The organism is Sphingobacterium arenae (assembly GCF_014692505.1).
GTDB classification, from domain to species: Bacteria; Bacteroidota; Bacteroidia; order Sphingobacteriales; family Sphingobacteriaceae; genus Sphingobacterium; species Sphingobacterium arenae.
Map to the genome: position 1 here is coordinate 276,654 of NZ_JACNYK010000003.1, position 25,079 is coordinate 301,732.

Annotated in this window: 26 protein-coding genes and 1 tRNA gene; 8 read left to right on the forward strand and 19 right to left on the reverse strand. The window is 40.1% G+C overall.

What is annotated here, in order from left to right:
* The first annotated feature begins 11 nt into the window (after positions 1–11).
* Entirely contained in the window at positions 12–650 is a 639-nt protein-coding gene (locus H8B17_RS13405; RefSeq protein WP_190309727.1) for a carbohydrate-binding family 9-like protein, read from the forward strand.
* Between the two features lie 26 nt (positions 651–676).
* Here the strand turns inward: H8B17_RS13405 and H8B17_RS13410 are convergent, their stop codons facing one another.
* Positions 677–1,564, reverse strand: coding sequence for a 1-aminocyclopropane-1-carboxylate deaminase/D-cysteine desulfhydrase (locus tag H8B17_RS13410; protein WP_190309728.1), 888 nt, complete (start codon positions 1,562–1,564; stop codon positions 677–679).
* A gap of 51 nt (positions 1,565–1,615) precedes the next feature.
* Here H8B17_RS13410 and H8B17_RS13415 point away from each other — a divergent pair, with 51 nt between their 5' ends.
* The gene (locus H8B17_RS13415) at positions 1,616–2,650 is read left to right on the forward strand and encodes an RluA family pseudouridine synthase (RefSeq protein WP_190309729.1); all 1,035 of its coding nucleotides are present in this window, start codon (positions 1,616–1,618) and stop codon (positions 2,648–2,650) included.
* Between the two features lie 19 nt (positions 2,651–2,669).
* Entirely contained in the window at positions 2,670–3,530 is an 861-nt protein-coding gene (locus H8B17_RS13420; RefSeq protein WP_190309730.1) for an aminotransferase class IV, read from the forward strand.
* 33 nt (positions 3,531–3,563) lie between these two features.
* Here H8B17_RS13420 and H8B17_RS13425 read toward each other — a convergent pair whose 3' ends face one another.
* The 7 genes from H8B17_RS13425 to H8B17_RS13455 form a co-directional block, all read right to left on the reverse strand.
* Positions 3,564–4,997: an amino acid permease gene (locus H8B17_RS13425; RefSeq protein WP_190309731.1), complete on the reverse strand. Its 1,434-nt coding sequence runs from the start codon at positions 4,995–4,997 to the stop codon at positions 3,564–3,566.
* A 134-nt stretch (positions 4,998–5,131) separates the two neighbouring features.
* Positions 5,132–6,748: a DUF4139 domain-containing protein gene (locus H8B17_RS13430; protein WP_190309732.1), complete on the reverse strand. Its 1,617-nt coding sequence runs from the start codon at positions 6,746–6,748 to the stop codon at positions 5,132–5,134.
* Positions 6,749–6,797: 49 nt separating this feature from the next.
* Positions 6,798–6,956 (reverse strand): hypothetical protein, encoded by a 159-nt coding sequence (locus H8B17_RS13435; RefSeq protein WP_223816562.1) that lies wholly within the window; start codon positions 6,954–6,956, stop codon positions 6,798–6,800.
* Between the two features lie 6 nt (positions 6,957–6,962).
* Positions 6,963–9,065 (reverse strand): ferrous iron transport protein B, encoded by a 2,103-nt coding sequence (gene feoB / locus H8B17_RS13440; RefSeq protein WP_190309733.1) that lies wholly within the window; start codon positions 9,063–9,065, stop codon positions 6,963–6,965.
* A 1-nt stretch (position 9,066) separates the two neighbouring features.
* Complete coding sequence (locus H8B17_RS13445) at positions 9,067–9,303, reverse strand: FeoA family protein (RefSeq protein ID WP_190309734.1); 237 nt, start codon at positions 9,301–9,303, stop codon at positions 9,067–9,069.
* A 144-nt stretch (positions 9,304–9,447) separates the two neighbouring features.
* The gene (locus tag H8B17_RS13450) at positions 9,448–10,245 is read right to left on the reverse strand and encodes a ZIP family metal transporter (RefSeq protein WP_190309735.1); all 798 of its coding nucleotides are present in this window, start codon (positions 10,243–10,245) and stop codon (positions 9,448–9,450) included.
* Positions 10,242–10,835, reverse strand: coding sequence for a phosphatase PAP2 family protein (locus H8B17_RS13455; RefSeq protein ID WP_190309736.1), 594 nt, complete (start codon positions 10,833–10,835; stop codon positions 10,242–10,244). The genes H8B17_RS13450 and H8B17_RS13455 overlap by 4 nt, the downstream gene beginning before the upstream one ends.
* A gap of 288 nt (positions 10,836–11,123) precedes the next feature.
* Between H8B17_RS13455 and glmM the strand changes: the two genes are divergently transcribed.
* The gene (gene glmM / locus H8B17_RS13460) at positions 11,124–12,506 is read left to right on the forward strand and encodes a phosphoglucosamine mutase (RefSeq protein WP_190309737.1); all 1,383 of its coding nucleotides are present in this window, start codon (positions 11,124–11,126) and stop codon (positions 12,504–12,506) included.
* 56 nt (positions 12,507–12,562) lie between these two features.
* Here the strand turns inward: glmM and rplI are convergent, their stop codons facing one another.
* The 4 genes from rplI to H8B17_RS13480 all read right to left on the reverse strand — a co-directional run bounded on the left by rplI (position 12,563) and on the right by H8B17_RS13480 (position 14,773).
* A complete protein-coding gene (gene rplI, locus H8B17_RS13465; protein WP_190309738.1) occupies positions 12,563–13,006 on the reverse strand; it encodes a 50S ribosomal protein L9 in 444 nt (147 codons plus the stop codon).
* 12 nt (positions 13,007–13,018) lie between these two features.
* Positions 13,019–13,282 (reverse strand): 30S ribosomal protein S18, encoded by a 264-nt coding sequence (rpsR, locus tag H8B17_RS13470; RefSeq protein ID WP_105716646.1) that lies wholly within the window; start codon positions 13,280–13,282, stop codon positions 13,019–13,021.
* Entirely contained in the window at positions 13,282–13,650 is a 369-nt protein-coding gene (gene rpsF, locus H8B17_RS13475; RefSeq protein ID WP_190309739.1) for a 30S ribosomal protein S6, read from the reverse strand. Before rpsF ends, rpsR begins: the two co-directional genes overlap by 1 nt.
* 244 nt (positions 13,651–13,894) lie before the next feature.
* Positions 13,895–14,773: a cupin-like domain-containing protein gene (locus tag H8B17_RS13480; protein WP_190309740.1), complete on the reverse strand. Its 879-nt coding sequence runs from the start codon at positions 14,771–14,773 to the stop codon at positions 13,895–13,897.
* A gap of 124 nt (positions 14,774–14,897) precedes the next feature.
* Here H8B17_RS13480 and H8B17_RS13485 point away from each other — a divergent pair, with 124 nt between their 5' ends.
* Positions 14,898–15,401, forward strand: coding sequence for a lipocalin-like domain-containing protein (locus H8B17_RS13485; protein ID WP_190309741.1), 504 nt, complete (start codon positions 14,898–14,900; stop codon positions 15,399–15,401).
* A 265-nt stretch (positions 15,402–15,666) separates the two neighbouring features.
* Here H8B17_RS13485 and H8B17_RS13490 read toward each other — a convergent pair whose 3' ends face one another.
* From H8B17_RS13490 to H8B17_RS13500, 3 genes are all read right to left on the reverse strand, one after another.
* The gene (locus H8B17_RS13490) at positions 15,667–15,963 is read right to left on the reverse strand and encodes an HU family DNA-binding protein (protein WP_105716714.1); all 297 of its coding nucleotides are present in this window, start codon (positions 15,961–15,963) and stop codon (positions 15,667–15,669) included.
* 312 nt (positions 15,964–16,275) lie between these two features.
* Positions 16,276–16,716, reverse strand: a complete 441-nt coding sequence (locus H8B17_RS13495) for a VOC family protein (protein ID WP_190309742.1) — start codon at positions 16,714–16,716, stop codon at positions 16,276–16,278.
* Positions 16,717–16,816: 100 nt separating this feature from the next.
* The gene (locus H8B17_RS13500) at positions 16,817–17,896 is read right to left on the reverse strand and encodes an agmatinase family protein (protein ID WP_190309743.1); all 1,080 of its coding nucleotides are present in this window, start codon (positions 17,894–17,896) and stop codon (positions 16,817–16,819) included.
* Positions 17,897–18,041: 145 nt separating this feature from the next.
* Between H8B17_RS13500 and H8B17_RS13505 the strand changes: the two genes are divergently transcribed.
* From H8B17_RS13505 to H8B17_RS13515, 3 genes are all read left to right on the forward strand, one after another.
* Entirely contained in the window at positions 18,042–18,920 is an 879-nt protein-coding gene (locus tag H8B17_RS13505) for a Ppx/GppA phosphatase family protein (RefSeq protein ID WP_190309744.1), read from the forward strand.
* A 62-nt stretch (positions 18,921–18,982) separates the two neighbouring features.
* Positions 18,983–19,066, forward strand: a tRNA-Leu gene (locus H8B17_RS13510).
* A gap of 210 nt (positions 19,067–19,276) precedes the next feature.
* Entirely contained in the window at positions 19,277–20,125 is an 849-nt protein-coding gene (locus H8B17_RS13515; RefSeq protein WP_190309745.1) for a VOC family protein, read from the forward strand.
* Between the two features lie 32 nt (positions 20,126–20,157).
* On the opposite strand, the gene H8B17_RS13520 is transcribed toward H8B17_RS13515, so the two are convergent.
* The 4 genes from H8B17_RS13520 to H8B17_RS13535 all read right to left on the reverse strand — a co-directional run bounded on the left by H8B17_RS13520 (position 20,158) and on the right by H8B17_RS13535 (position 25,008).
* The gene (locus H8B17_RS13520; RefSeq protein WP_190309746.1) at positions 20,158–20,541 is read right to left on the reverse strand and encodes a diacylglycerol kinase family protein; all 384 of its coding nucleotides are present in this window, start codon (positions 20,539–20,541) and stop codon (positions 20,158–20,160) included.
* Between the two features lie 97 nt (positions 20,542–20,638).
* Positions 20,639–22,753 (reverse strand): catalase, encoded by a 2,115-nt coding sequence (locus H8B17_RS13525; RefSeq protein ID WP_190309747.1) that lies wholly within the window; start codon positions 22,751–22,753, stop codon positions 20,639–20,641.
* A 156-nt stretch (positions 22,754–22,909) separates the two neighbouring features.
* Entirely contained in the window at positions 22,910–23,704 is a 795-nt protein-coding gene (locus H8B17_RS13530; protein ID WP_190309748.1) for a (Fe-S)-binding protein, read from the reverse strand.
* 11 nt (positions 23,705–23,715) lie between these two features.
* Positions 23,716–25,008 carry a (Fe-S)-binding protein gene (locus H8B17_RS13535; protein ID WP_190309749.1) on the reverse strand — a complete coding sequence of 431 codons (1,293 nt, stop codon included), beginning with the start codon at positions 25,006–25,008 and terminating at the stop codon, positions 23,716–23,718.
* Between the last annotated feature and the right edge of the window lie 71 nt (positions 25,009–25,079).

The following is a 25,079-nucleotide window of genomic DNA, read 5'->3' on the forward strand; positions in this document are numbered from 1 at the left end:
ATTTGAAAATAATGGCCAGTTTAAAAGTACCTCACTGTAGTATAGCACTCGAAGACTTTACCTATTATGCTTTAAGCCAGCAGATGAAGTCGTTGCCGTGGCAGCCTATAGCACATGTGAACTGGAAAGAATTTCCATATAAACCTGAAGTGCACTTTCAAATGGTGCATGATAATCGACATGTATTTATCCATTATAGTGTTCAGGAAGAGTTTGTTAAAGCGCAATTTGTTCGTACGAATGAAGCTGTATGGGAGGATAGTTGTGTGGAATTCTTTGTTTCATTCGATGGAAAGGCGAGCTATTACAATGTAGAATTCAATGTTTTAGGAACGGGGCTGATAGGTACCGGCTCTCGAGTAAAGCAGGACAGAAAGCGACTTGAACCGGAAACAACAGCGAAAATACAAACTGTTACAACGGTGGTAAATGTTGGTGGGAAAAAGAAATGGAATATTATCCTCGTCATCCCTACGGCTGTCTTTGTGCACGATGAAATAAAAAACTTAGCGGGTATCACTGCGCAGGGCAATTTTTATAAGTGCGGTGACGGTTTGCCAACCCCACACTTCCTTTCCTGGAGCCCAATAGAAAACCCCGTACCTAATTTTCATTTACCAGACTTTTTTGGGGAAATTATTTTTGAATAGCCGGAGGTACTGTATCCCTACACACATTAGAACCTGTTCAGCGTTCCCAAAAGGCCTGTTAATCCTCCGGAATGAAGGACCAGCACGGTAGATCCCCGTGCGATTTGTTTTTGGGCAATTAAATGATGCACGGTATAGAATAATTTTCCAGTATAGATCGGCTCTATCAACAGTGAAGTCTGGCGGGTAAATGCCTTTATAAATTCGATAAGTTCCGGTTTAGTTTTCGCATACCCTCCAAAATGATAATCCAGGTGTAAACGTATCTGTGCTTGGTTTACTACACCTAATTTCGTGAGTTCATCGCGGATAAAGCCTCCCCCTTTAAGTATGGGGACGCCATGTAGTGTGGTCGGCCACTGCCGATTATTTATGCCTATCGCCAGTCCTGCCAAGGTGGTTCCGGTACCGCATGCACAGAAACAATGATCATATCTGCCGTTTAATTCGTTGATGACTTCGCTACAGCCCTGAGCAGCCAGCAAGCCATATCCACCTTCATCGATAAAATAGGCATCCTTTGAATTGGCGAAATGGGTATAAAATAATGCTTTTTTATCTCTATAGTATTCCCGGCTTACAAAATGCAATTCCATACCGAAAAGCTGACACAATTTGAGTACTGGGTTTTCGACTACATCCCCACGTACAAATCCATACGTACGAAATCCGAATTTTGCCCCTGCACATGCCGTGGCTAGTAAATGGTTAGACCATGCTCCGCCAAAAGTAACTAATAGGCTTTTATTCTCTTTTCGGGCGTGTTCTAGGGGGTGTTTTAATTTCCGCCATTTATTGCCGGATATATAGGGGTGTATAAGATCATCTCGTTTAACGAATACGCGAATGCCGCACTCCTCATAAAGCGGAAGGACAATCTCTTCTTCTGGGCTATAAAAATCAAAATCCAACATATACTTCTGCCAAAGTTAGTAGATTTTAAAGGATTTCGATACTTTTGCGTGATGGCTGAGGATTTAGATATACAAGAACAGGACGAGCGGGAGCTTTTTGAACATTATCGGATTGAAGCCGATAAAGGGCAAGCGTTATTGAGGTTGGATAAGTTCTTGATGAACAGAGTGGAAAATACATCCAGAAGCCGTATCCAAAATGCCATCGATGCCGAAACTGTTTTTGTAAATGGGAAATTAGCAAAAGCAAGTTACAAAGTAAAACCATTGGATGTTGTTACGATGGTCTTGCCTGATCCACCTCGTGATACAGAGGTTTACCCCGAAAATATACCACTCGATATTATTTATGAAGACGACGATCTGTTATTGGTAAATAAGGAGGCAGGTATGGTTGTCCATCCCGGTTTTAACAATTATACGGGAACGCTCGTCAATGCCTTGACCTACCATTTAAGCCAATTACCTACTCTACCAGGTAATACGGGACGTCCAGGTTTGGTACATCGGATCGATAAGGATACATCGGGATTGTTGGTAATCGCCAAAAATGAATGGGCGATGACTTTTTTAGCCAAGCAGTTTTTTGATCATACAATAAATCGGAAATATCTGGCGTTAGTTTGGGGAGATGTGGCCGAGGATGGTACGGTGTCGGGTTACATCGGAAGAAATGCCAAAGATCGTCGGATAATGGAATTATACGATGATCCTGAAAAAGGCAAGTGGTCGGTTACGCATTATAAGATATTGGAACGTTTGGGATATGTTACTTTAATAACCTGCGAGTTGGAAACAGGGCGTACCCATCAAATTCGGGCACATCTTAAATCTATAGGGCATCCGTTGTTTTCGGATGAATCGTATGGAGGAAACAAGATTCTAAAAGGAACGGTATTCAACAAGTATAAGCAGTTTATAAACAATTGTTTTGAATTGCTACCTCGGCAAGCACTGCATGCTGAATCGTTGGGATTTGTTCATCCTCGTACAAAGGAATCGATGTATTTCGAAGTGCCGCTTCCTTCCGATTTTCAATCCGTTTTGGAAAAATGGCAGTCTTACGTCACATCAACGGGTCGATAGGTTAAAATAGAAAAAATTTATGTCTTTACAATATATCAACTTTGACGGGCAGCTTATTGCCGAAAATCAACAGATAGCAACAATAGACAACCGCGCCTTACGGTATGGGGATGGACTGTTTGAAACCATGTTATGGAAAGATGGTAACATACGGTTTCTGGATCTTCACATAAAGCGTTTACAACAAGGTATGCAAACATTGCAATTGGATGAATATGCCAAGTTCGATGCCTTTTTTATCCGTTCTAAAACAGAAGAGTTGATCAGAAAAAACAATATGCTTGGACAGCAAGTACGTGTGCGTTTGGTTGTTTATCGTGCTGGCGGTGGAACGTACGCGCCGGAAACCAATAAGCCCATATATGTTCTACAGGCATCTCGTATGCCACCCGTTTTGCGAGATAAAAAATTAGGACTCATTGTAGATTTGTACACCGATTTTAAAAAGCCTTATAGTGATTTATCACATCTTAAATCAAATAATGCATTGATTTATGTCATGGCAGGTTTATATAAAAAGAAATTTGCTTACGATGAAGTATTTCTCCTGAATCAAGAAGGAAACCTATGTGAAGGGTTGATATCCAATATTTTCGTATACTACGATAAGAGTTTGTATACACCAGCTGTAACAGAAGGATGTGTGGAGGGCGTTATGCGAAAAGTTGTGATGGAAATGGCAGAACACGAAGGTATTCCCGTTGTGGAAGCCCAAATAAGTCCCGAAATCATGAAAGAGGCAGACGAGATTTTTTGTACCAATGCTGTTCAAGGTGTCCAGTGGGTGATGGGTTATAAACAAAAACGCTATTTTAATAAGATTTCCCGAATCCTTCAAGAGAAACTGCAAACTTGGGGGGAGGAATCTGGTGAAAACTAAAAAGCTAACTTGAAGCATGTTTAACTCATCAAACTAACCTAGTCGTTGTTTATTACGTTGAACCAATCGATACGTGATATATAACAATATTAGCCAGATGGGAATTAATTCAACGGAAATCTTTAACCCGGTAAACCACATCATGATCAGCACCCCTGACAGAAACAAAAGACATATATAATTGCTGATAGGGTACAGAAGTGTAGGAAACGATGGAATTTCCATCCGTTCGGTTATTTTTCTTTTGAAAAAGATATGGGTTAGGCATATCATAATCCAATTGATGACGAGAGAGGACACTACTAAGCTCATCAACACTTCCAATGCACGTTCTGGCATCAGCTTATTGATGACGATACAGATTGCAACTAATCCGGCAGAAATTAAAATAGCATTGACGGGAGAGTGGTTCTTATTTAATTTCTTCAGAAATTTAGGGGCATTACCTTGCTCGGCTAAACCAAAGAGCATACGCGAGTTACTGTATACACAACTATTGTAGACGGATAGCGCTGCAGTTAATACGATAATATTCAAAGCGTTTGCTATGATATTCGTGAAATAATAAGTAGTGTCAAAAAGTTCAAATTGCAAACCTTTCAGACTAGCAAATACTTCTACGAAAGGACTTGTCTCGGGCGTAATGTTACGCCATGGCATGAGTGAAAACAACACCAACAATGATCCAATATAAAAAATGAGGATACGCCATAACACTTGGTTTGTCGCTTTTGGTATGTTTTTTTCGGGATTTTCAGCTTCTGCGGCGGTGATACCCACCAATTCAAGCCCTCCAAATGAAAACATAATCATAACCAAGGCAGCTAAAAGCCCTTGGTAGACGCCATTCTCGTTATTGGATAGCCAGCCTTTCGGGAAGAAACCTCCGTCATTCGTTAAATTTTGTACTGTTGCCTGCTCTCCACCTTTTCCACTTATAAGGAGGTAGCAACCAAAAATAATCATGGCGATAATAGCGACTACTTTGATGATAGAAAACCAAAATTCCGTTTCACCATATACTTTTACCGAAGCCAGGTTAAGTGTATTAATCACGATAAAGAAAAATAAGCTAGACACCCAAAGGGGGATCTCCGGCCACCAAAATTGCACATAGTGTCCGATCGCCGTTAGCTCGGCCATACTAACCAATAAGTACAGCACCCAATAATTCCAGCCGGAAGCATACCCGGCAAAGGATCCCCAGTATTTATTAGCAAAATAACTGAAACTACCCGATACGGGTTCATGCACCACCATCTCGCCCAATTGCCGCATGATAAAGAAGGCAATAATTCCTGCAATGGCGTAGCCTAGTATGACCGATGGACCCGCCAGAACGGCTGCTTGTCCTACCCCTAAAAAAAGACCAGTACCAATAGCACCACCCAGGGCTATTAATTGGATATGTCTGTTGCTCAACCCCCGTTTAAGCTGCTTGTTTTCTTCTGGAGTATTTGTTTTCAATATGCTATTATTCAAGTATGTTGTTTAGTCATTTATACGACAGTATCTCTCAGCCCACTTTAGGGTAAAAATACTAAAACCGCTGTATTATCAGCGGTTTTATTGTATTTAATCCAAAATTATCTTTTCTACTATCACAAATTTATCTGTTTATCTTTTGGGTGTTTAACCGAATAGCCGAATTTCACTTTCTGGGTACCTCCCGCTGGGATATTCAACTTCCATGTCACGATACCCGTATCTCTGTTTACTTCCCCGCCATCAGATTCATCGAGTGTAACATCCATTGATTTATCTGTAGATAGTGGATACTGCTCTTGCAGTGTAAGACTGACAGCTGATTTCTTATTGTTTTTTATGGTAATTTCATAAAGAGCCGTTTGCGTCCGACTATTTCCGATCAATCTGGAAGAAGACAGGTCGTTGATTTTTTCTCGTTTAACGGAAATCATCTTATCCCGTCCCAAACTTAATTTCAAGGTATCGGTTGCCTCCATGGGATTGATGAATGTTTTGCCGACCAACATATTTTCAAATATGACGTTCGCCTGTCCGGAAACAAGGTTTAACTTCTCATAATCTATGAGTTCCGCCAATAAAAATACCTCTTGGTTGATACGTGGAGCAACATAATATTGATAGTTGGCCGGATGTGTATATTCTTTAAGACTGACGGCGTGTTGTTTCCCGTTCGAGGCGATGGTATATGGAAGATCGATATCGAAAGTAGTATTGAGCTGATTTTCGACTTGCTGTACATAATCATTCAGCGCTTCAGGAGCTGCTGCAACCTCTTCCAGTACGTTATCCGCTATTTTTGATTGTTTCGCGACGCCACGTATTTGAAGACCAGCGCCACGGCCATGAAGGGTGGCTGAAAGATTCTGTTGATAATATAAATGCCAAGGCGATAGGGTAGGTGCTACCCCCCCTTGCGAGGGGTTTGACGTAGAAAGTCGCAGATTGACTTGCTGCCAGTCAACCCCTGTTTGCTGAGAAACGTTGGCTTTATAAACAATTTGTAGTGGAGACGTTGTGTTTTCCGCGCGCAGTTCATAGGAAGCACTCCAGTTTGCCCTTCTTGTCAAGTAGGAAATATGAAAAGGCTGATTTCCCGCTTGGTTGTTCATGACCTGTACAATCAGTTGACCGCCCGAACCCGAAGTCTGTCCTTTGACTTCGTCAAACTGCACTTTGGCCTTGTCTACGATATTCTGCTGCTCAGCTATTTTTTCATCTAATGTGGTGATGTTGTTTTTCACCTCCAGATATTTTGGTTTATAGAACTCCGCCATTTTTGCCAATTCAGCCACCGTAGTACTACTGTTGTCGCCAGCGACTTTTTGGTTTTGCTCCAAAAGTTTAAGCATACTTTCTTCCGTCGCCTTTTGATTCTGTAATTTTTTTAATACCGTTAAAGCATGCTTGTACTCGTTTTCAACATTACGGTACGCTTCTGTTTTTACATCGGTATCCGTATAATTCAACGCCGGACGCACAGACAGGATGTTTACGTTGGCGCCTGTGCCAATTTGAATGCTATTCTCGTCGATGCTATTGGCCACATGTGTGAACACTATTTCACTGTTGCCGGATGGGATATTTATATTCGCGGTGTGGCTTAATTCCGCTGCATTCGTAAAAACTGTTACATTTTTTAAATCCGCTTTTTCCACAATGGCCTTCTGAGAAAAGGACAGGTTTGCTGAAACCAGACCAACGCAAAGTAATAAACTGCTTTTTATCATCATGAATCGTTTTAGAAGAGATGCTCTATGCGGTTATATTCCACAAAGATATTTAAAAAGTACCTTTGTTTTCCATATTTGTCATCGCGCATCCACAACCCTTATTGCAGCCATGTTGTTTGTTTTTGGATGGCATAAACCGTTTTACCAAGAATACCAGTGCCACCAAGAAGACGAGCGCGATGATAGTATATTGAATCACTGTTCCCATGATATATTATTTAAGGAGTTGATAAGCAATTAAAGCAACGATATACGCTAAGCCGGTCATCATAACGGTTTGTATTAACGTCCATTTCCAAGATCCCGTTTCCCGTTTCATGATTGCAATCGTACTCATACATTGCATAGCGAAAGCGTAAAACAAAAGTAGCGAAATTCCTGATGCTAAATTGTAAGAAGGCTGTCCGGTATTTCTATTGATTTCAGATCGCATCCTGCTCAACAGTGTTTCCCGTTCTTCATCATCATCAGGATCCACGTCCTCACCGAGACTATATACGGTGGCCATAGTTCCTACGAATACCTCCCTTGCAGCAAAAGAAGAAATAAGTCCGATACCCATTTTCCAATCATAGCCCAACGGTTTAACCAAGGGCTCGATACCCATACCCATGTAGCCAAGAAAGGAATGTTCTAGTCTGAATGAAGTCACCTCTTCCTCCAAATCTCCACTATCTAATGTAGGATTGGCCTGTTGTACGTATGTTTCTGCATTGCTAAATTTATCATTCGGGCCAAAATTCCCAAGTACCCATAAAATGACGGCCATCGCTAAGATGATCTTACCTGCGCCAAATAAAAATCCTGCGGTTTTCTCCCACATATTCAAGCCAACATTTCTCCAATCGGGAGATTTGTAGGAGGGGAGTTCAAAAATAAGGAAAGACTTATGCTGATTTTTAATGACTTTGTTTAAAATTGCTGCCGACAATAGCGCCGCTACGACACCTAAGATATAAAGTATATTCAATGTGAGGCCCTGTAAGCCAAAACCTAGAAATGTTTCATTTGGAATGACCAAGGATATTAAGACAACATAGATGGGGAGACGTGCCGAGCAGGTCATAAAAGGAGTGACCAACATCGTCACTAGCCGCTCTTTCGTATTTTCAATGTTGCGGGCGGCCATAATAGCTGGAATAGCGCAGCCCACACCCGACATAAGTGGAATGACCGACTTTCCGTTTAACCCATAAGGACGAAGCCATCGATCCATCAGAAAGACAACGCGGCTCATGTAGCCGGTTTCCTCCATAAGGGAGATAAGCAGAAATAAAATCGCTATCTGAGGAACGAAAATAATAATACCACCAATCCCGGCTAATACGCCTTGTGTTAATAGATTGGATAAGGGACCTTCGGGTAGTATACTGGCAGCATAATCAATAAGTGCGGAGAAATGTTCATCTATCCAATCCATGATAGGTTCGGACAAAATGAACACCAATTGGAACACGAGAAATAGAAGAAAAAAGAAGACAATATAGCCCCAAACCGGATGGAGTAAGACTTTGTCAATTTTATTTGTCTTGTTTAGATGATGATTATCCTTTTGTAGAATTATTTTTTTTAAATCGTTTTCAATCTTTGCATTACGTTGAATGGCCTCAGTTTGTTGAAGCACATTGGGAGAAAGTTGATGTCTTTTCCGAATGTCTGCTAAAATTTGTTGCTGTTCTTTAGCTAAAAAAGAGACGTTCTCTTGTGCAATGAATTGCCATGTTTGGTATTCCGTATATAATGGGAAGGCCCTTTTTGCTTCCTCCAATGCAGCCCTGTGCGTCTCGTCTGTTTCAAACTGACCCGGGAAATGACCCGGACGTTCATCAAAGGCATGGATAAGCTGTGCTATTCCTTTTCCGTTTCTGGCGTCGGTCGTGTAGACCTTGGTGTGGAGATAAGCTTCTAGTTGTTGGTAATCAATGTCGATTCCTTTGGCATTGACTTCATCTATCATATTCACAACGAAGATAGCCGAAACACCTAATTCACGAGCTTGTTGGTATAAAACGATAGACCGCTTAATGTTGTTTGGTTCGGCTACGACAACGACGAGATCCGGATGTTCGGGGTTTTCTTTATCAGCCAGAACATTATACACAATCTCTTCATCCATTGAGGTAGGAAAGAGTGTATAGGTGCCGGGTAAGTCAATGATACGATACGTTTTGCCATTAGCTTTTAAAGAGCCATCTCTCTTTTCAACTGTAATGCCGGGATAGTTTCCTACATGTTGATGTAATTTTGTAATACGGTTGAATAGTGATGTTTTCCCTACATTGGGATTTCCTAGAAAGGCTATTGTTGGATTCTTCATGTTATTTTTCGACGAAAATGTGTATAGCTTCTGATTTACGGATGGCGATTAAAATGTTGGGATTGGATATTTGAAGACCGATTGGGCCGTGGAAGGGTGCTTTATGTTTAACTTCGAGCACGGTTCCGGGAAGAAGCCCCATTTCGTAAAATTTAGAAGGCAGTTCTGACGAATCGAGCTGCCGTATAGTCGCTTTTTCCCCTACTTTCAATAAATCAAGACTGAAACTTTTCTGCATTTTGTCGTATTGTAAAATTATATAATTATATTCCCTAAGAGGAATATCTAACATATGCACCAAAGTTAGCTAATTTAGATTGATTTTAAGTCTAAAAGCGTGTATTTGTTTAATTTGGTCGGACTTATCCGCTTCGTAATTAAACTAATGGTCGTGGTCGTGATGGTGATGTTCCTGATGATGGTGGTCATGGTCTGATCCGTGATGATGATCATGACCGTCAAATAGAAAGTTGGCCAATGATACGAGCACACCTAATATGACGGCGATCATTTTTTTTCGATTGAATTTATGATGGTCTGCAGATCCCGATTCGAATAGGATAGTTGTAGATATATGTAGGAATATACCGATAACAATGGCCATAATTTTATCGAAATACTGGGTAATGTTTCCTATTTCGCCTTCGCTTATTCCTTTGCTCGTTAAGAAGCCTAAGGGAGTCATTATCGCAAACAAAAGGAGGAAGATCGCTATTTTTGTCTTGGAAAGTCGTGTATTAAGTAACAAACTTCCTAAAGCAAAAGCGGCAGGCACATGGTGGATAGCTATGCCAAAAACAAGTTCTGCTTGATGACCGGCGGCCAACGGCATACCCTCTAGAAACGCATGTAAACATAAGCTTATCATAATACCTAATGGGAAAGCGTGGTGTGCATGATGGTGAATGTGCCCATGTTCGATACCTTGAGAAAATTGTTCCAATACCAGCTGAAATAGGAAACCACCCAATATGTACAATCCAATTATTTCGGGACTTGTGTTTTGACTAATGTAAACGTGCGGTATTAGATGTAATACTGTGATACTAAATAAATAAGCTCCACTGAAAGAGAGGATAAGTTTAAGTAGATTCGTGTTATCTCTTTTAACAAAGAATACGGATAAACCGCTTATAAAAGCCGAAATAAATAGAATGCTAACGATTAATGACGAACTCATGTTGCTGGTGTGATAGGACTAGTTTTAAAAAAATCGGGAAAGAAGCGCTTAAATAGGTAGCCAGTTCCGGTTCCGATCAGGATACCGAGAATAGCTCCGCAGATAATATCGAATGGGTAGTGGACACCAACATATATTTGGGAAAAACTGATTAAGGCGGCCCATGTGATACACAGCCATAGCGTATGTTTCCAGCGTCTGCGGAATAAAACGATCCAGAAGAATGCCATAGCAAAGTGGTTAGTTGCGTGGGAAGAGGTGAAACTAAATCCTGAACCACAGCGAACCCGAACGTTGGCTTCTGCTTTAAACACCAGATCATTGCAAGGCCGCACACGTTTTACATTCTTTTTTATAACATGAGACGATAGGGCGTCTGAAATACCGAAATTAGCTAACGTAAAAGCGACAATCAATATGCCCATCTTACCGTAGTGCTTGATGAAGAAAATAATCAGAAATAGATATAACGGCGCCCATGTGTAGGGGTTCCGGAGAATGGGTAACAACCAATCAAAAAAAGGATTACTTAATCCTTGATTAATGGCCAAGAATATCTCTTGGTCAAAATGAATGAGTTGATTCAACATAGATTCTGTACTTGTTTAAATTACTCTTCAAAAGTAAAGAATAATTAGTAACATTGTCTTCTTTTGATTAAACGATACAATGTTGCAACAAAAATACACTTTTCGATTTGAAAAAAGCAAATTATTATCATCAAACCTGCATAAATTTTTTACAAATAGAGATATCACTAATTTAGATTGGCTTCATTTCCTTAAAAAAACAAATTATTATAATGAAAATTTGGGATATAAAGCTATTTTTACGATTGTTTAAAACCGCAGGCTAGTTAGGGCCTTCAAACAAGAAATATGACACTTATAAAATCAATATCAGGTATTAGAGGTACAATCGGGGGAAGGTCAGGAGAGGCGCTTACCCCGATTGACGTTGTTAAATTTACAGCTGCATTTGGTAAAATTCTGTTGCAGAAAAGTGAGAGCAAAAAGATCGTTGTGGGACGGGATGCGCGCCTGTCTGGAGAAATGGTGAGCAATTTGGTTGTGGGAACTTTACAGGGGATAGGTGCAGATGTAGTGAATTTGGGGTTATCTACTACGCCCACGGTAGAGCTCGCTGTACCAATGGAGGACGCTGCGGGTGGTATTATCTTGACCGCGTCCCATAACCCCGGACAATGGAATGCCTTGAAGTTGTTAAACAGCAGGGGAGAGTTCATTAGTGATCAGGAAGGAAAAGAAGTTTTAGCATTAGGAGAGAGCCTAGATTTTGATTTTGCCGAAGTGGAAAATCTAGGTAAGGAAACAAAAGATGACAGCTATCTACAAAAACATATCGATGCCGTTTTGGCGTTAACATTGGTAGATAGAGAAGCTATTCGCCAAGCTGGTTTTAAGATCGCTGTAGATGCGGTAAATAGCACGGGAGGGATTTTTATTCCAGCCTTGTTAAATGCATTGGGTGTAGAGACCGTTTACAAAATACATTGTGAACCTAATGGAGAGTTTCCACACAATCCCGAACCTTTAAAGGAACATTTGGCGGATCTTTCGCATGCTGTATTGCGTAATAAAGCGGATTTGGGTATTGCGGTAGATCCCGATGTGGATCGTTTGGTATTTATGATGGAAGACGGAGAGTTATTTGGCGAGGAATATACGTTGGTAGCCGTGTCGGATTATATTTTAGGACACACCAAAGGAAACACTGTTTCTAACCTTTCTTCCACCCGCGCTTTACGTGATGTGACGATCAAACATGGTGGTGAATATTATGCAGCGGCGGTAGGAGAGGTAAATGTGGTAACGAAAATGAAAGAAGTAAATGCTGTCATTGGTGGCGAAGGTAATGGGGGAGTGATTTATCCAGACTCACATTACGGCCGTGATGCTTTGGTAGGCGTAGCTTTGTTTTTAAGTCATCTAGCCAAATTAAAGAAAACGGCATCTACTTATCGTGCAGAATTGCCACAATATTTTATGTCGAAGAATAAGATTACGTTAACACCGGATTTGGATATTGATGCCTTATTAGAAAAAATGGAAGAAAAATATAAGGAGGAGCAGTATACGACGATTGACGGTCTGAAGATCGATTTCGAAAACGAATGGATACACCTTCGGAAATCGAATACAGAGCCTATTATTCGTATTTATTCGGAAGGGCCGACACGGGAATCTGCTGATGCTATTGCCCACAAAATTATAAAGGAAATAGAAGAAATTATTAAGTAAAAAAGTAAAGGAGATAACATATGTTATCTCCTTTACTTTTTTAGTATCCTTTTTAGTTATTCTGCTACGACTTCAAAAGGAATCTGAACTTTAACTTCTTTATGTAAGTTTAAGTTAGCAATGTACTCACCGATTGTTTTAGGTTCTGTTTCAAACGTGATGCGGCGGCGATCAACTTCATACCCTTGTGTTTTCAAAGCTTCCGCAATTTGGATGCTATTAACTTTACCAAAGATTTTTCCGCTTTCACCAGCTTTAGCACCAATAGTAAGCTTAATACTTTCCAATTTGCTTGCTAATTCTGTAGCATCTTTTTTGATTTTCTCTTGTTTGAACTGAGCTTGTTTAATGTTCTCAGCCAATACCTTCTTCGCGGACGGTGTCGCTAAGGCAGCAAAACCTTGAGGAATTAAGTAGTTTCGACCGTAACCTGGTTTTACGTTTACGATGTCGTCTTTCTCGCCAAGGTGTTTAATATCTTGTTTTAATATAACTTCCATGTCGTTTCCTCCCTATTTTAATGAATCAGCTACGTAAGGTAATAGTCCGATAATACGTGCGCGTTTAACGGCTTGAGCTACTTTACGTTGGAATTTCAATGATGTACCCGTTAGACGACGAGGTAAAATTTTACCTTGGTCGTTTACAAATTTCAATAAGAAGTTTGCGTCTTTATAGTCGATATACTTGATACCGTTCTTTTTGAAACGGCAGTATTTTTTACGGTTGTCCTCTACTTTAGGAGCAGTTACGTATTGGATATTTTCGTTTGCCATTAGTTTGCTACCTCCTCCGTTTTAGTTTCAGCTTTTTTGTTGAATGCACCGCTACGTTTTTTCTTATTGTAAGCAACTGCATGTTTGTCTAAAGCAATAGTTAAGAAACGCATTATGCGTTCGTCACGCTTATATTCAAGCTCTAGTTTTTGAATTAATTCACCCGGAGCCTTGAATTCAGTTAGGTGATAGAATCCAGTAGTTTTCTTCTGGATCGGATACGCTAATTTTTTCAAACCCCAATCGTCTTCAGCGACAATTTCGGCTCCGCCCTCATTAAGGATGTTTTTGAATTTCGCGATAACTTCTTTCGCGACATCCTCTGAAAGCAACGGGGTAAGAATAATGACAGATTCGTACTGTTGCATTGTGTTTAATGAATTTGTTTTTTTAATATTAACTATACTCGTACTCTTTTACGAGTGTGCAAAGATAGTGATAAAATTTTAATTTTTCTTTTTTTAGGAAAAAGAAAGAAAATATCGTTGCTGCGTTTCTTTGACATATAAGATGATCCTAAGCATGAGCTTTTGCGTGAACTTATCCCGCATCGAGAATAATTTCAGAAGCGATATTAGCAGTTTATTTAGCAAAATACTGCACCGCACACCGTCAACCTGATTGTTTCAAATAGGAGTCTAAAGCCTTTTGACTTCGTTCAAAAGCCTTACGTTGTTTGTAGTTTATCCACTTTTGTTTGAGAAGTTTACGCAAAATCTTGTCGGTATACCGTATGAAAAACACTTCATTTAACATATTCAAAAGCCTTTTTGGCGAAGCAGGAAAGGAACGTAAAGTGACAGAAAATCCAGCTTGTAGATAGCGATTAAAGTGCCAATAACCACTCGGCATAAATAAGGCGTCTCCGTGCTCCATCAAAATCTCATACCCTTTTGCATGCCGAAGCGCGGGGAATTGGGTGTAATCGGGATGTTCATAGTCAATATTGTAAACCGTATGGACAGAGAGTGGAACTTTATATAGAAAGGCGGCTTCTTCTGGAGGAAATAATAACACCCTTTTTTTACCCTCGAATTGAAAATGGAGCAGATCTCCTAGATCCACATCATAATGCATCAGCACGCGAGCCTCACTGCCTCCAAAAAATAACGTCGGTATACGTTTGAAATATTTAAAGCCCAAATCAGGATAGGAAAAATTATGGAGCAGTTCGGGTAGCTTGTCGGTAATGATATAAAAGAAAATCCGTAGATCGGAAGGTTGCGATTTGATAAGACGAATGTAGTCACGCATTTTCATTTGAGTGACAGGTTCATCCGTTGCCTTGTTGGGGTCGGCGGGCTTGTTATTATACAGACCAACCGTCTGTTCCCCCGCTTGTTCGTAGATATAATCTAAATTCCATTTGTCGTACGCATTCCATTTTTTTGCAAAGCTTTTAATAAGAACAGGTTTTTGTGGCTTGAAATATTTTTCCAGAAACACTTCCTTACTTATATCATCCACAATATCAATCTCTGATAGAATCATAGTTCTTTTTTTATGCTAAAAATAATAAAAAAAATGTCAAAATTTTATCATACATGACCTTCCTGTAAACTAAGTTGAAAAGAAATGCGTTATTATTTTAAACTATTTGCTATAGCATCTTATTATGACATCAATAAAAAACGAACTAATAGGAACTTGGAAGCTTTTATCCTATATTGAGGTTCCTATAGAAGGTGATGATTCACTTTTTCCGATGGGAAAGAATCCATACGGAATCCTTATGTACTCGCCAGATGGTTACATGGCAGTGCAAGTCTCCAAAGAAGAACGACTGCTTTATAAAAGTAAAGATAAAATGATGGCAACTCAGGAAGAAATGGCCTCCTCTCTTCAAGGATATATTGCCTTTTGTGGAAAATACGAAGTGGATAATAAAAAGGCTGTTGTCACCTATTGCATTGAGAGCTCATTATTTCCAAATTGGAAAAACCAAATGCAGCATAGAAAGATAGATTTCGAGGGCAATGTGCTCTATCTAAAATCTACGGAACCTATCCTTTCCAATGGTGTATATGTTAACTCGTATATGACTTGGCAACGTATGGATTTTTCTTCAGAAGATTTCGTAAATGAACATTTACTGCGCGAGATTAGTCTCAATAACTAGATAAAATGAATGTCTGAAAACATAGGACAACGGTATTTAGGTATATTATATCCTTCATCAAGGACCGCTGAATGCACACGAGAAAACTTCGAAAGGAGGTATGCGCGGCGCTTAGTACCTCCAAAATCAGTTAAAACAATGGAATCCGGGCAATAATAAAAACTAAAAACGGTCAAGTAAAAATATTTTTACTTGACCGTTTTCTCTAAAGACGAGGCTTTTCAGTACCCTCGCTTAGCTTCCTAGTATTATTTAATACAATTTTCTATTTTTTCTTTCCTTTTTTAGGAGCGTCTACTGCTTCTTTAAGGGCCTTGCCCGCTGTAAATTTAGGAAGTTTTTTCGCAGCTATTTTGATAGTAGCACCTGTTTGTGGGTTCCTACCGTTGCGAGCAGCACGATCAGAAATACCAAAAGTTCCGAAACCAATTAAGGTAACATTTTCGCCTTTAGATAAAGACGAAGATACTGCTCCGGTAAAACTGTTAACAGCTTTCTCTGCTTGTGACTGCGTAATTCCAGCCTCGCTGGCAATATGCTTAATCAAGTCTGTTTTGTTCATTATTATTCAAGTTTAAGATTTATAGTGTATGTACTAATTCTATGCCACAAATATAAATTTTAGATAAAAATCCTAATTTTTTTATCCTTGTTTTGAGCTTGGGTCAGACATTATTGCTAATTATCGTTAACCTACCCACTGGAGTGTATATCAGGTTTATCTCGCTTTCGATTCGAATATAAAAATAATATCGTTTAAACCAAAACAAATCGTCAAGAATAATAATTTTTTTTCTTTTTTCTTAAAGAATAGTTTTGAGAGCTAGAAGTACACGGTGTAAAATCAATACTGAAAACTTATGTTTACAGCGTGTTACATTTTCTTGTTACCTTCATAATGAACCATCCAACCGATACCAAACTTATCTATGAAGGAAGAAAACAACTCAGCGAAAAATGTCTCGTCTAATTCCATTTCTATTGTTTGGGCGTCTACAACGAGTTTGTTGTGTAGCTCGCGAGCTTGCTCGGGGGAATCTGTGTCCAACATAATATAGTTGGCTGTGCCGAATACGGCTTTTTGACCAAAACTTTCTATACAGTCTGATCCCATGATCATCGCGTGTTCATTAATCTGTAGAGCCGTGTGCATGATTTTGTCCTTTTCCGCTGCGGGAACACTAAAATTAGGATCGGCAGGCATATCGCCAAATCGGTGGAGTCCTAGGAGCGGTCTACCAAAAACCGTCTGATAAAATTGAAAAGCTTCTTCGCAGTTTCCATTAAAGTTGAGATAAGCGTGTAGTTTTGTCATGATTTTTTTATTTATGAATAAATATACAGTTTACATGAAATAGCTATCAAAGGTAAACGCTTGGAAGAGCCGATGTCTTGTCATAAGGCAAGAAAAGAATTTAAAAAGTAATGGGTACGCCCGTATTCAATCCATTGCTTTTTGCGAATATCCCGCATAAATGAAATAGCAAACGCGCACCCACATTACCATCCCACTCATCGGTATCGCCGGGAGCAACCTCCACTAAATCAACTCCTATGATACGTTTATTTGTGTTAGCTAACGCACTTAGCATATAAGTCACCTGCTCGTATGATAACCCTCCCGGCACGGGCGTACCTGTATGTGGGCAGTACCAACGATGGAAGACGTCAATATCGAAACTTATAGCTACATTGTTGGGCAATAGATTAATAATTTCATCTACTTGTTGCCGCCATGTTTTTCCTTCAAATTGTCTAGCTTTTAGATCGGCATCTGTAAAAACATGTAGTTTGTCTGATGATTTCACAACAGAGACTTCTTGCTCGCAGAAGTCACGTATCCCTACCTGAATCAATTTGCTAACTTGCGGAAGTTGAATAGCGTTGTACATGATGGAGGCATGTGAATAAGTGAAGCCTTCATAAGCGATGCGTAAATCCATATGGGCATCAAAATGGAGAATACCAAAATCATCGTGTTGATCTGCTAAAGCACGATAATAGCCTAGAGGGGTAGAATGGTCTCCACCTAGTAGGATGACTTTTTTCCCTATGGCTAGCCAATCTGAAACACGTTGATGCAAGGTGTTGTTTAAAGTTTCACAAGCTTCATTGATGATCGCTAAATCCGCTTGGAGCTTGGGGCTTTGTTGAAGATCCTTTCCTGTCTCTAATGCTTCTATAACAGGTTGGGCTAACTTTTTATATCGTTCGCTATTGGATGTCCAATGTTCGGGAGCTTCGTCCATATAAATACCGAGCTTCCATAGATCGGGAAACTCTTGATGAAGTAAATCTACTTGAAAAGACGCCTCCAGAATGGCTGTTGGACCTAAAGATGCTCCGGCTCCATAGCTCACGGTTACTTCCCAGGGTACAGGAACAATGATGATTTCACTTTCCTCAGGAGTAAAGGGTAGGCCATAAATGTTGGCCCCGGCCAATCCCGGTTGCGACGGATCAAAATTTGCTATTTTTTGTTCTTTAGTAGACATGGCATAATGATTTGATTTTGGCTGTAAAGATAATAGAAAGATAAAAATAAAATAGAGACATTAACTTAATACAATATTAATATTGGATTTATTAATATTGTACATTATTAAAAGGTTATAATCAACACCATCAAAAATAATATTTGTGAGATACGGAGCTATAGACATTGGATCTAACGCTGTTAGATTATTAATTGCAGAGGTTAACCCAGAAACTAAACCTGTCCAGTTTAAAAAAGAAGCACTTATTCGCGTACCCCTGCGCTTAGGGGATGATGCGTTTATAGACCATCATATTTCGAGACCTAAATTTGATAATATGGTCAAAACAATGCAAGCTTTTCGTAATCTAATGGATGTTTACCGTGTCTCTGATTATATGGCCTGTGCTACGTCTGCTATGCGTGATGCGGATAATGGGGTTGAGATTGTGAAAGCTTGTCAAAAAATCGGTATTGATATTCAAATCATAGATGGCGGTAAGGAAGCTAAAATTATTTATAGTAGTCATCTTCAAGACAAGATGAATGCTGATAAGGTTTATCTTTATATCGATGTGGGGGGCGGAAGTACCGAGATCTCGCTTTTTGCAGATGGAACGTTGGTGGCTTCCAGATCTTTCAATCTAGGAACTATCCGGATATTGGATAACCAAGATAAACCCGAAACTTGGGACGAGATGAAACTATGGATAAAGGAGTTTACTAAAAAATATAAGCATATATATGGTATCGGAACGGGCGGAAATATCAATAAGCTTTCACGGATTGCTAACGATAAAGCTGACAAACCCATGTCTTATGCAAAGCTTCGGGCTATTTATCAGCATTTGAATGCTTACTCACTTAAGGATCGGATTCATGTGCTGGGGCTAAAGCAAGATAGGGCCGATGTGATTATTCCGGCTGCAGAGATTTTTCTGACTATTATGAAAGTAGGCCGTCTAAAAAATATTGTAGCTCCGAGGGTGGGTTTGGTAGATGGAATTATTCAGACTTTGATAGACAATAACTTACATAAATAATCGTAAAATTGCTTAAAATCTTTCTCAAATGTCCTAAAAAGCGTTAATTTTGCTAACGCAATGCCCAGGTGGCGAAATTGGTAGACGCACCATCTTGAGGGGGTGGCGCTCGTAAGGGCGTGGCAGTTCGAATCTGCTCCTGGGCACAACTGGTATAACCCCTGCTGAAAGCAGGGGTTCTTTCATTTTGTAGGACGCAGCCACGCTGCTCTTAGGCACATTCTAGCAAGAGGTCATTCGACTTCTTTTATTTTTTACACCTAGCTTTTTTGGCTATAATCTTCATTTTTCTTGTCTTATGAAAAGCTTTTTCATAAAAAATTTGTTGAACTTGTTCTTCGTAACAAATGAAAAATATGAAGAACAATATTTACCCCTGCATCTGGTTCGATAAAGACGGAAAAGATGCTGCGCAATTTTACATTGACACATTCGGGGACGGAAAAATCACGACAGATACTCAAATGGTTGTGACGTTTGAACTGAGCGGGCAAAAATTTCTGGCGCTGAATGGCGGACCGGAAATAAAGCCCAATCCTGCTGTTTCGTATATGGTTGTTTTGGAAGATAAAGCGGAACTGGAAAACATCTGGAACAGACTATCGGATGGCGGAAAGGTGTTGATGCCACTTGATAAATATGAATGGAGCGAAAAATACGGCTGGGTTCAGGACAAATTTGATGTTTCTTGGCAACTGTATTTTGGGGAAGTAAATGACGATGTGCATGGACAAAAATTCATTCCGACTTACATGTTTACGCAAGAATACAATGGCAAGACAGAACAAGCGTTGAATTTCTATGTAAAGCTGTTTAAAAATAGCAAATTGGACGGCGTGATGAAACACCAGGAAGGGGATATGAAGGGTTTGGTGATGCATGCACAGTGTGTACTGGACGATTATGTCATCGCGGCAATGGACGGTGGAAACGGACATGATTTTCATTTTTCGTGGGGAAATTCCATGTTCATTGAATGTGAAACACAGGGAGAAATTGACCACTTCTGGAATGCTTTTGCAGCGGGTGGGGAAGAAAGCCAGTGTGGATGGATCCGGGATAAGTTCGGGGCTTGGTGGCAGGTAATTCCGAAGCAATTAGTCGTCTGGATGACCGATCCGCAGCTTGCACCTAAAGTAAGTGAAGCTTTTTACAAAATGAAAAAAATCGATATCGAAACACTGAAAAAAGCGACAGAACAGTAAAAGCTTAAAGAGATAAAATGCCAAAATGGTTTTTATAATATGGCCAGCAATTTGGGTAGGAAAATGCAACTCGCAACAACGACCGACATGATAGCGCTTATCAATACAGCCGCTGCAGCTAGATCTTTGATGATTTTGATTTTATGATGTTGTATTGGTGATATATAATCACAGATATTTTCAATTGCTGTATTAATGATTTCTGTTAAGAGGACAATTCCTATGCACAAGATTACCGCTAACCATTCACTTTTATTAATGTTAAAATACCATCCGCAGATTATTGCGATAATACTGGCAACAAAATGTATCCTGGCATTAGGTTCATCGCGGATAAGATGAAGCAATCCGTCGAAAGCATATTTGAAGCTATCGACTCTTTTGCCGAAAGCGGATTTCTTATTGTTTTGTAACATATTTATTTTCGAGTCATTTTTTTTAAGTACCAATTAAAAATGGACAGCGAGAAAGCCTCCCGTTGTCCATTTTAAAACGTTACGGCAAAAGAATAGTTTATGCCGGTACTTTACGGGATTTTTCTCTTTCCCAAACACGATGTCCCTTCATCACCTGGATAAAGTCGCTCGTTAAACTATCTTCACTTTCAAAAATAATACCCTTATCTTTTTTTATAAAGGATTTAGCGGCTAGCTCTTCGGCTCCTTTTGCAAAGGCTATTGCCTTACAATGGCGATATGCTTCATTGATGAATTGCAGATAATCGGGGTTATCAGCAAGTTGATCCACATGGTCGCCATTAGGGGTGTAAAAAGCATCGTAACATACCGAAGCATCCGTAAGGTAAGTATGTTGGATTTGCTCTTCACCACCTTCTCTGAATTTTATTTTTCCTACATGTGACGCAATGAGAATGGCTTGAGCTCCTTCTGCTTCCAGTGTCATACGCATTTTGTCGACTGAAGCTCTACTTACTCCACTGTCGACTAAAAAAGCCACTTTACGAGTTTTGATGTTGCCTTTTCCTTCTTCTACTTTCATACTCAATGCCTCGGATTTTTCCACTTCTGGCTTTTTAGGTTTAATGGGGTAATTGGGATGGTTATGCCGGGCAAATTTCAAGGTTAGCGGATCTAGCTCCTTCGGTGGAATTAACCCTAAATTGTCTCCGACCTTTTTAGCCAACGTGCTATCAATTTGGTTTAAAATCGCCAGCTCACGTCTGCGAATGTTCTCGTCATTGACTTTGGACAACTCGAAACTCAATGCACTGATAATATGTTCTTGCTCTTCGCTGCTTTGTGAATGGAAGAATAATCTTGCTTGTGTGAAGTGGTCCGCAAAAGAATCCGATCGAGCTCTGACTTTAGCAGCATCTATCGGTTGTTTGTGCGATTGATAACCTGTTTCTCCTTTTAACATGGCATGATAGGGGCATCCTTCTGCTTTACTGTTGGGGAAGTAACTTACTTCACCTTTTAAAACGTCCATTCTGGCAAATCCATCCTTTTGATTATTATGTTTGCCGTTGATAGGCCGGTTGATCGGTAACTCATGAAAATTGGGGCCGCCCAACCGGTAATTCTGTGTGTCCATATAAGAGAATACTCTTCCTTGCAACAGCGGATCATCGGAGAAATCTATACCCGGAACTACCCGCCCCGGATCAAAAGCAACCTGTTCTGTTTCTGCAAAGAAGTTTTCAGGGTTACGGTTTAGGGTCATGGTGCCGATAATCTGAACAGGAACTAATTCTTCCGGAACTATTTTAGTGGGATCGAGAAGATCAAAAGAAAATTTCATTTCGTCTTCTTCGGGAATGAGCTGTACGCCTAAGTCCCATTGTGGGAAATCTCCGTTTTCAATGGCTTCCCATAAATCGCGGCGATGGAAATCGGAATCAAATCCAGATATTTTTTGCGCTTCGTTCCACGCAACAGCATGTACACCCAGTTTTGGTTTCCAATGGAATTTCACAAAAGTTGCTTTTCCTTCGGCATTGATGAATTTAAAGGTATGTACACCAAATCCTTCTATCATTCTTAAGCTTCTGGGGATGGCTCTGTCGGACATGATCCACATGGTCATGTGAGCCGCTTCGGGCATTAAGGAAATAAAATCCCAAAAAGTATCATGTGCAGAAGCCGCCTGTGGCATTTCATTGTTGGGTTCGGGTTTTACCGCATGTACCACATCCGGAAAGTTCATCGCATCTTGAATGAAAAAAACAGGGATATTATTGCCCACCAAATCGTAGTTGCCCTCTTCTGTATAAAATTTGACGGAGAAACCTCTTACGTCTCTCGCCAAATCTGTCGAACCTTTAAAACCAGCCACTGTTGAAAATCGGGTAAACAAGGGTGTAGTTGTTCCTTTTTTTAGAAACGCTGCCGTTGTATAGGCGGACAGATCGGCTGTAGCTTCGAAAATACCATGTGCTCCAGAACCTCTAGCATGCACAACGCGCTCCGGAATACGCTCCCTATCGAAATGCATCAGCTTATCAAAATAAATATGATCTTGTTGAAGAGAGGGACCCCGTTCGCCTGCTTTCAAGGTGTTGTTGTTGTCGTGGATGGGTACACCGTCATTGGTGGTCATTACTTTTCGGTCATTGTTGACGAGGTGCTGATCAATATGATTAGCTTTGAAACCTTTTTTATCTTCCATGATAATTTTAGTTTAATGTTAGCACGGATATGGAAATGAACGAGGGGGATTAATTATATATTGTACACCCAAAGGAGATATATCCATGCTCGTTTATTAAACAGCTGGAGCGGATATTTGTTTTGCTGTCTCGATGAAAATTAAATAGATGGTAGCCTATAGATTATTCGCCTTGGCGGTAATTTCGGCAATATCCAATACCTGAATCTCTTGTTCCTTTTCTTTCGCTTTAACCCCGTCCCGTAACATTGTCATACAGAATGGACAAGCGGCAGCGACTATGGTTGCCTTCGATTCGATGACATCTTCCACACGTTCAACGTTGACGTCTTTTTTTCCTCGTTCTGGTTCTTTGAACATTTGTGCGCCACCTGCGCCACAGCACAAACCATTGCTTTTACAGCGTTTTAATTCAACCAAATCTGCGTCAAGTACTTCCAATAGCTGACGAGGTGCCTCATAGACCTCGTTAGCACGACCTAAATAACAGGGGTCGTGATAGGTGATGCGTTTTCCTTTAAATTCATTTCCGTCCGCAGGTTTGAGTTTTCCTTCTACTATTAAAGATTGGATAAGCTGGGTATGGTGGATGACTTCAAAAGTCCCACCTAAATTGGGATATTCATTTTTTAGTGTGTTAAAGCAATGAGGGCAAGCCGTGACGATTTTTGTTATTTCATAGCCATTTAATAGCTCGATATTCATCATGGCCTGCATTTGAAACAGAAACTCATTCCCTGCTCTTTTTGCAGGATCGCCTGTACAATTTTCTTCTGTACCCAAGATGGCGTATTTAATGCCGACATGCTGTAAAATCTTGCAGATAGATTTGGTGATACGTTGGGCACGTTCATCGAAACTTCCCGCACATCCGACCCAGAATAAAAGGTCTGGACGTTCGCCTTTTGCTGTCATTTCTGCTACTGTGGGGATATGTAAGGTTGTCTCCATAATTTTATCATTTATTGATTTGTCCAGTTAGCACGATCCGCCTGTGCGTACTTCCAAGGAGCACCGTTATTTTCCAAATTGCCAAACATCGCATTAATACTCGCGGGCGCTTGTGATTCTTCCATTACCGCATATTGACGCAATCCGATGATAATTTCCAAGGGGTCAATATTCACCGGGCATGCTTCTACACAGGCGTTACATGTTGTGCACGCCCATATTTCTTCTCTTGTGATATAGGTATCTATTAATGATTTGTTGTCATCTTGAAAATCTCCGTTTTTTGTCCTATTTTGTCCTACTTCTGTGAGACGATCTCGCGTATCCATCATAATTTTACGGGGTGACAACAGCTTGCCTGTAATGTTTGCCGGACAGGCAGCAGTACAACGGCCGCATTCGGTACACGTGTATGCGTCTAATAGGTTTTTCCAGGTAAGATCCTGTACGTCCTTGACACCAAACCGACGAACTTCTCCGGTAGGCGACGGAAGCGATGGATCCAGCATCACTTTCACTTCTTCGGTGACGGCAGACATATTGTTGAATTTGCCTTTGGGTTCCAATTTCGAGAAATAGGTATTCGGGAAAGCCAGGATAATATGTAGATGTTTCGATATCGGGAGATAGTTTAAGAAGACTAATACGCCGATAATATGAAACCACCAAGAGAACCGCTCTATTCCCACCAATGTGGAAACAGATTCCGGTAATAAAGGAAGTAGAAACTGACTAACAGGAAATGCACCTGCATGGTGATAAGCTGGATGATGAAGTTGCTGAAGTTTAAAGTCGGCGGCGTTCATGAAAAGAAACGCCGTCATAAGCAATATCTCCGCAATTAAAATAAGATTAGCGTCTGTTTTTGGCCAGTTTTTGAGTTCGCGACCGCTAAAACGATAAATATGTAGGGCATTTCTTCGAATGAGAAAGGTAATACAACTGAATAATACCGCAAAAGCCAGCCACTCAAAAGCGTATATAAGACCATTATAAATCGATCCTAAAGAAGAAAAAATGCGATGTGTGCCGAATAATCCATCGATGACAATCTCCAGCATTTCGATATTGATAATACAGAAACCTACATATACACCTAAATGTAATAGGGCAGGAAGGGGTTTCTTAAACATCTTTTTTTGTCCGAAAGCAACCAGCAGCATTAATTTCAGGCGTTCAGCCGGTCTGTCGTTTCGATCTACAGCTTTGCCAAGCTTTATATTTTTGTAGATACGGCGAGCGTTTCTAGCGAAAATCACTACAGCGAGCACAAACAAACAAAAGAAGATGATTTGCCCCATCATAACTATTTTAGTTGGTTTCTACACAAACCTAAATAAATTCACTTTTATATACAATATAATCGCATCAGTAT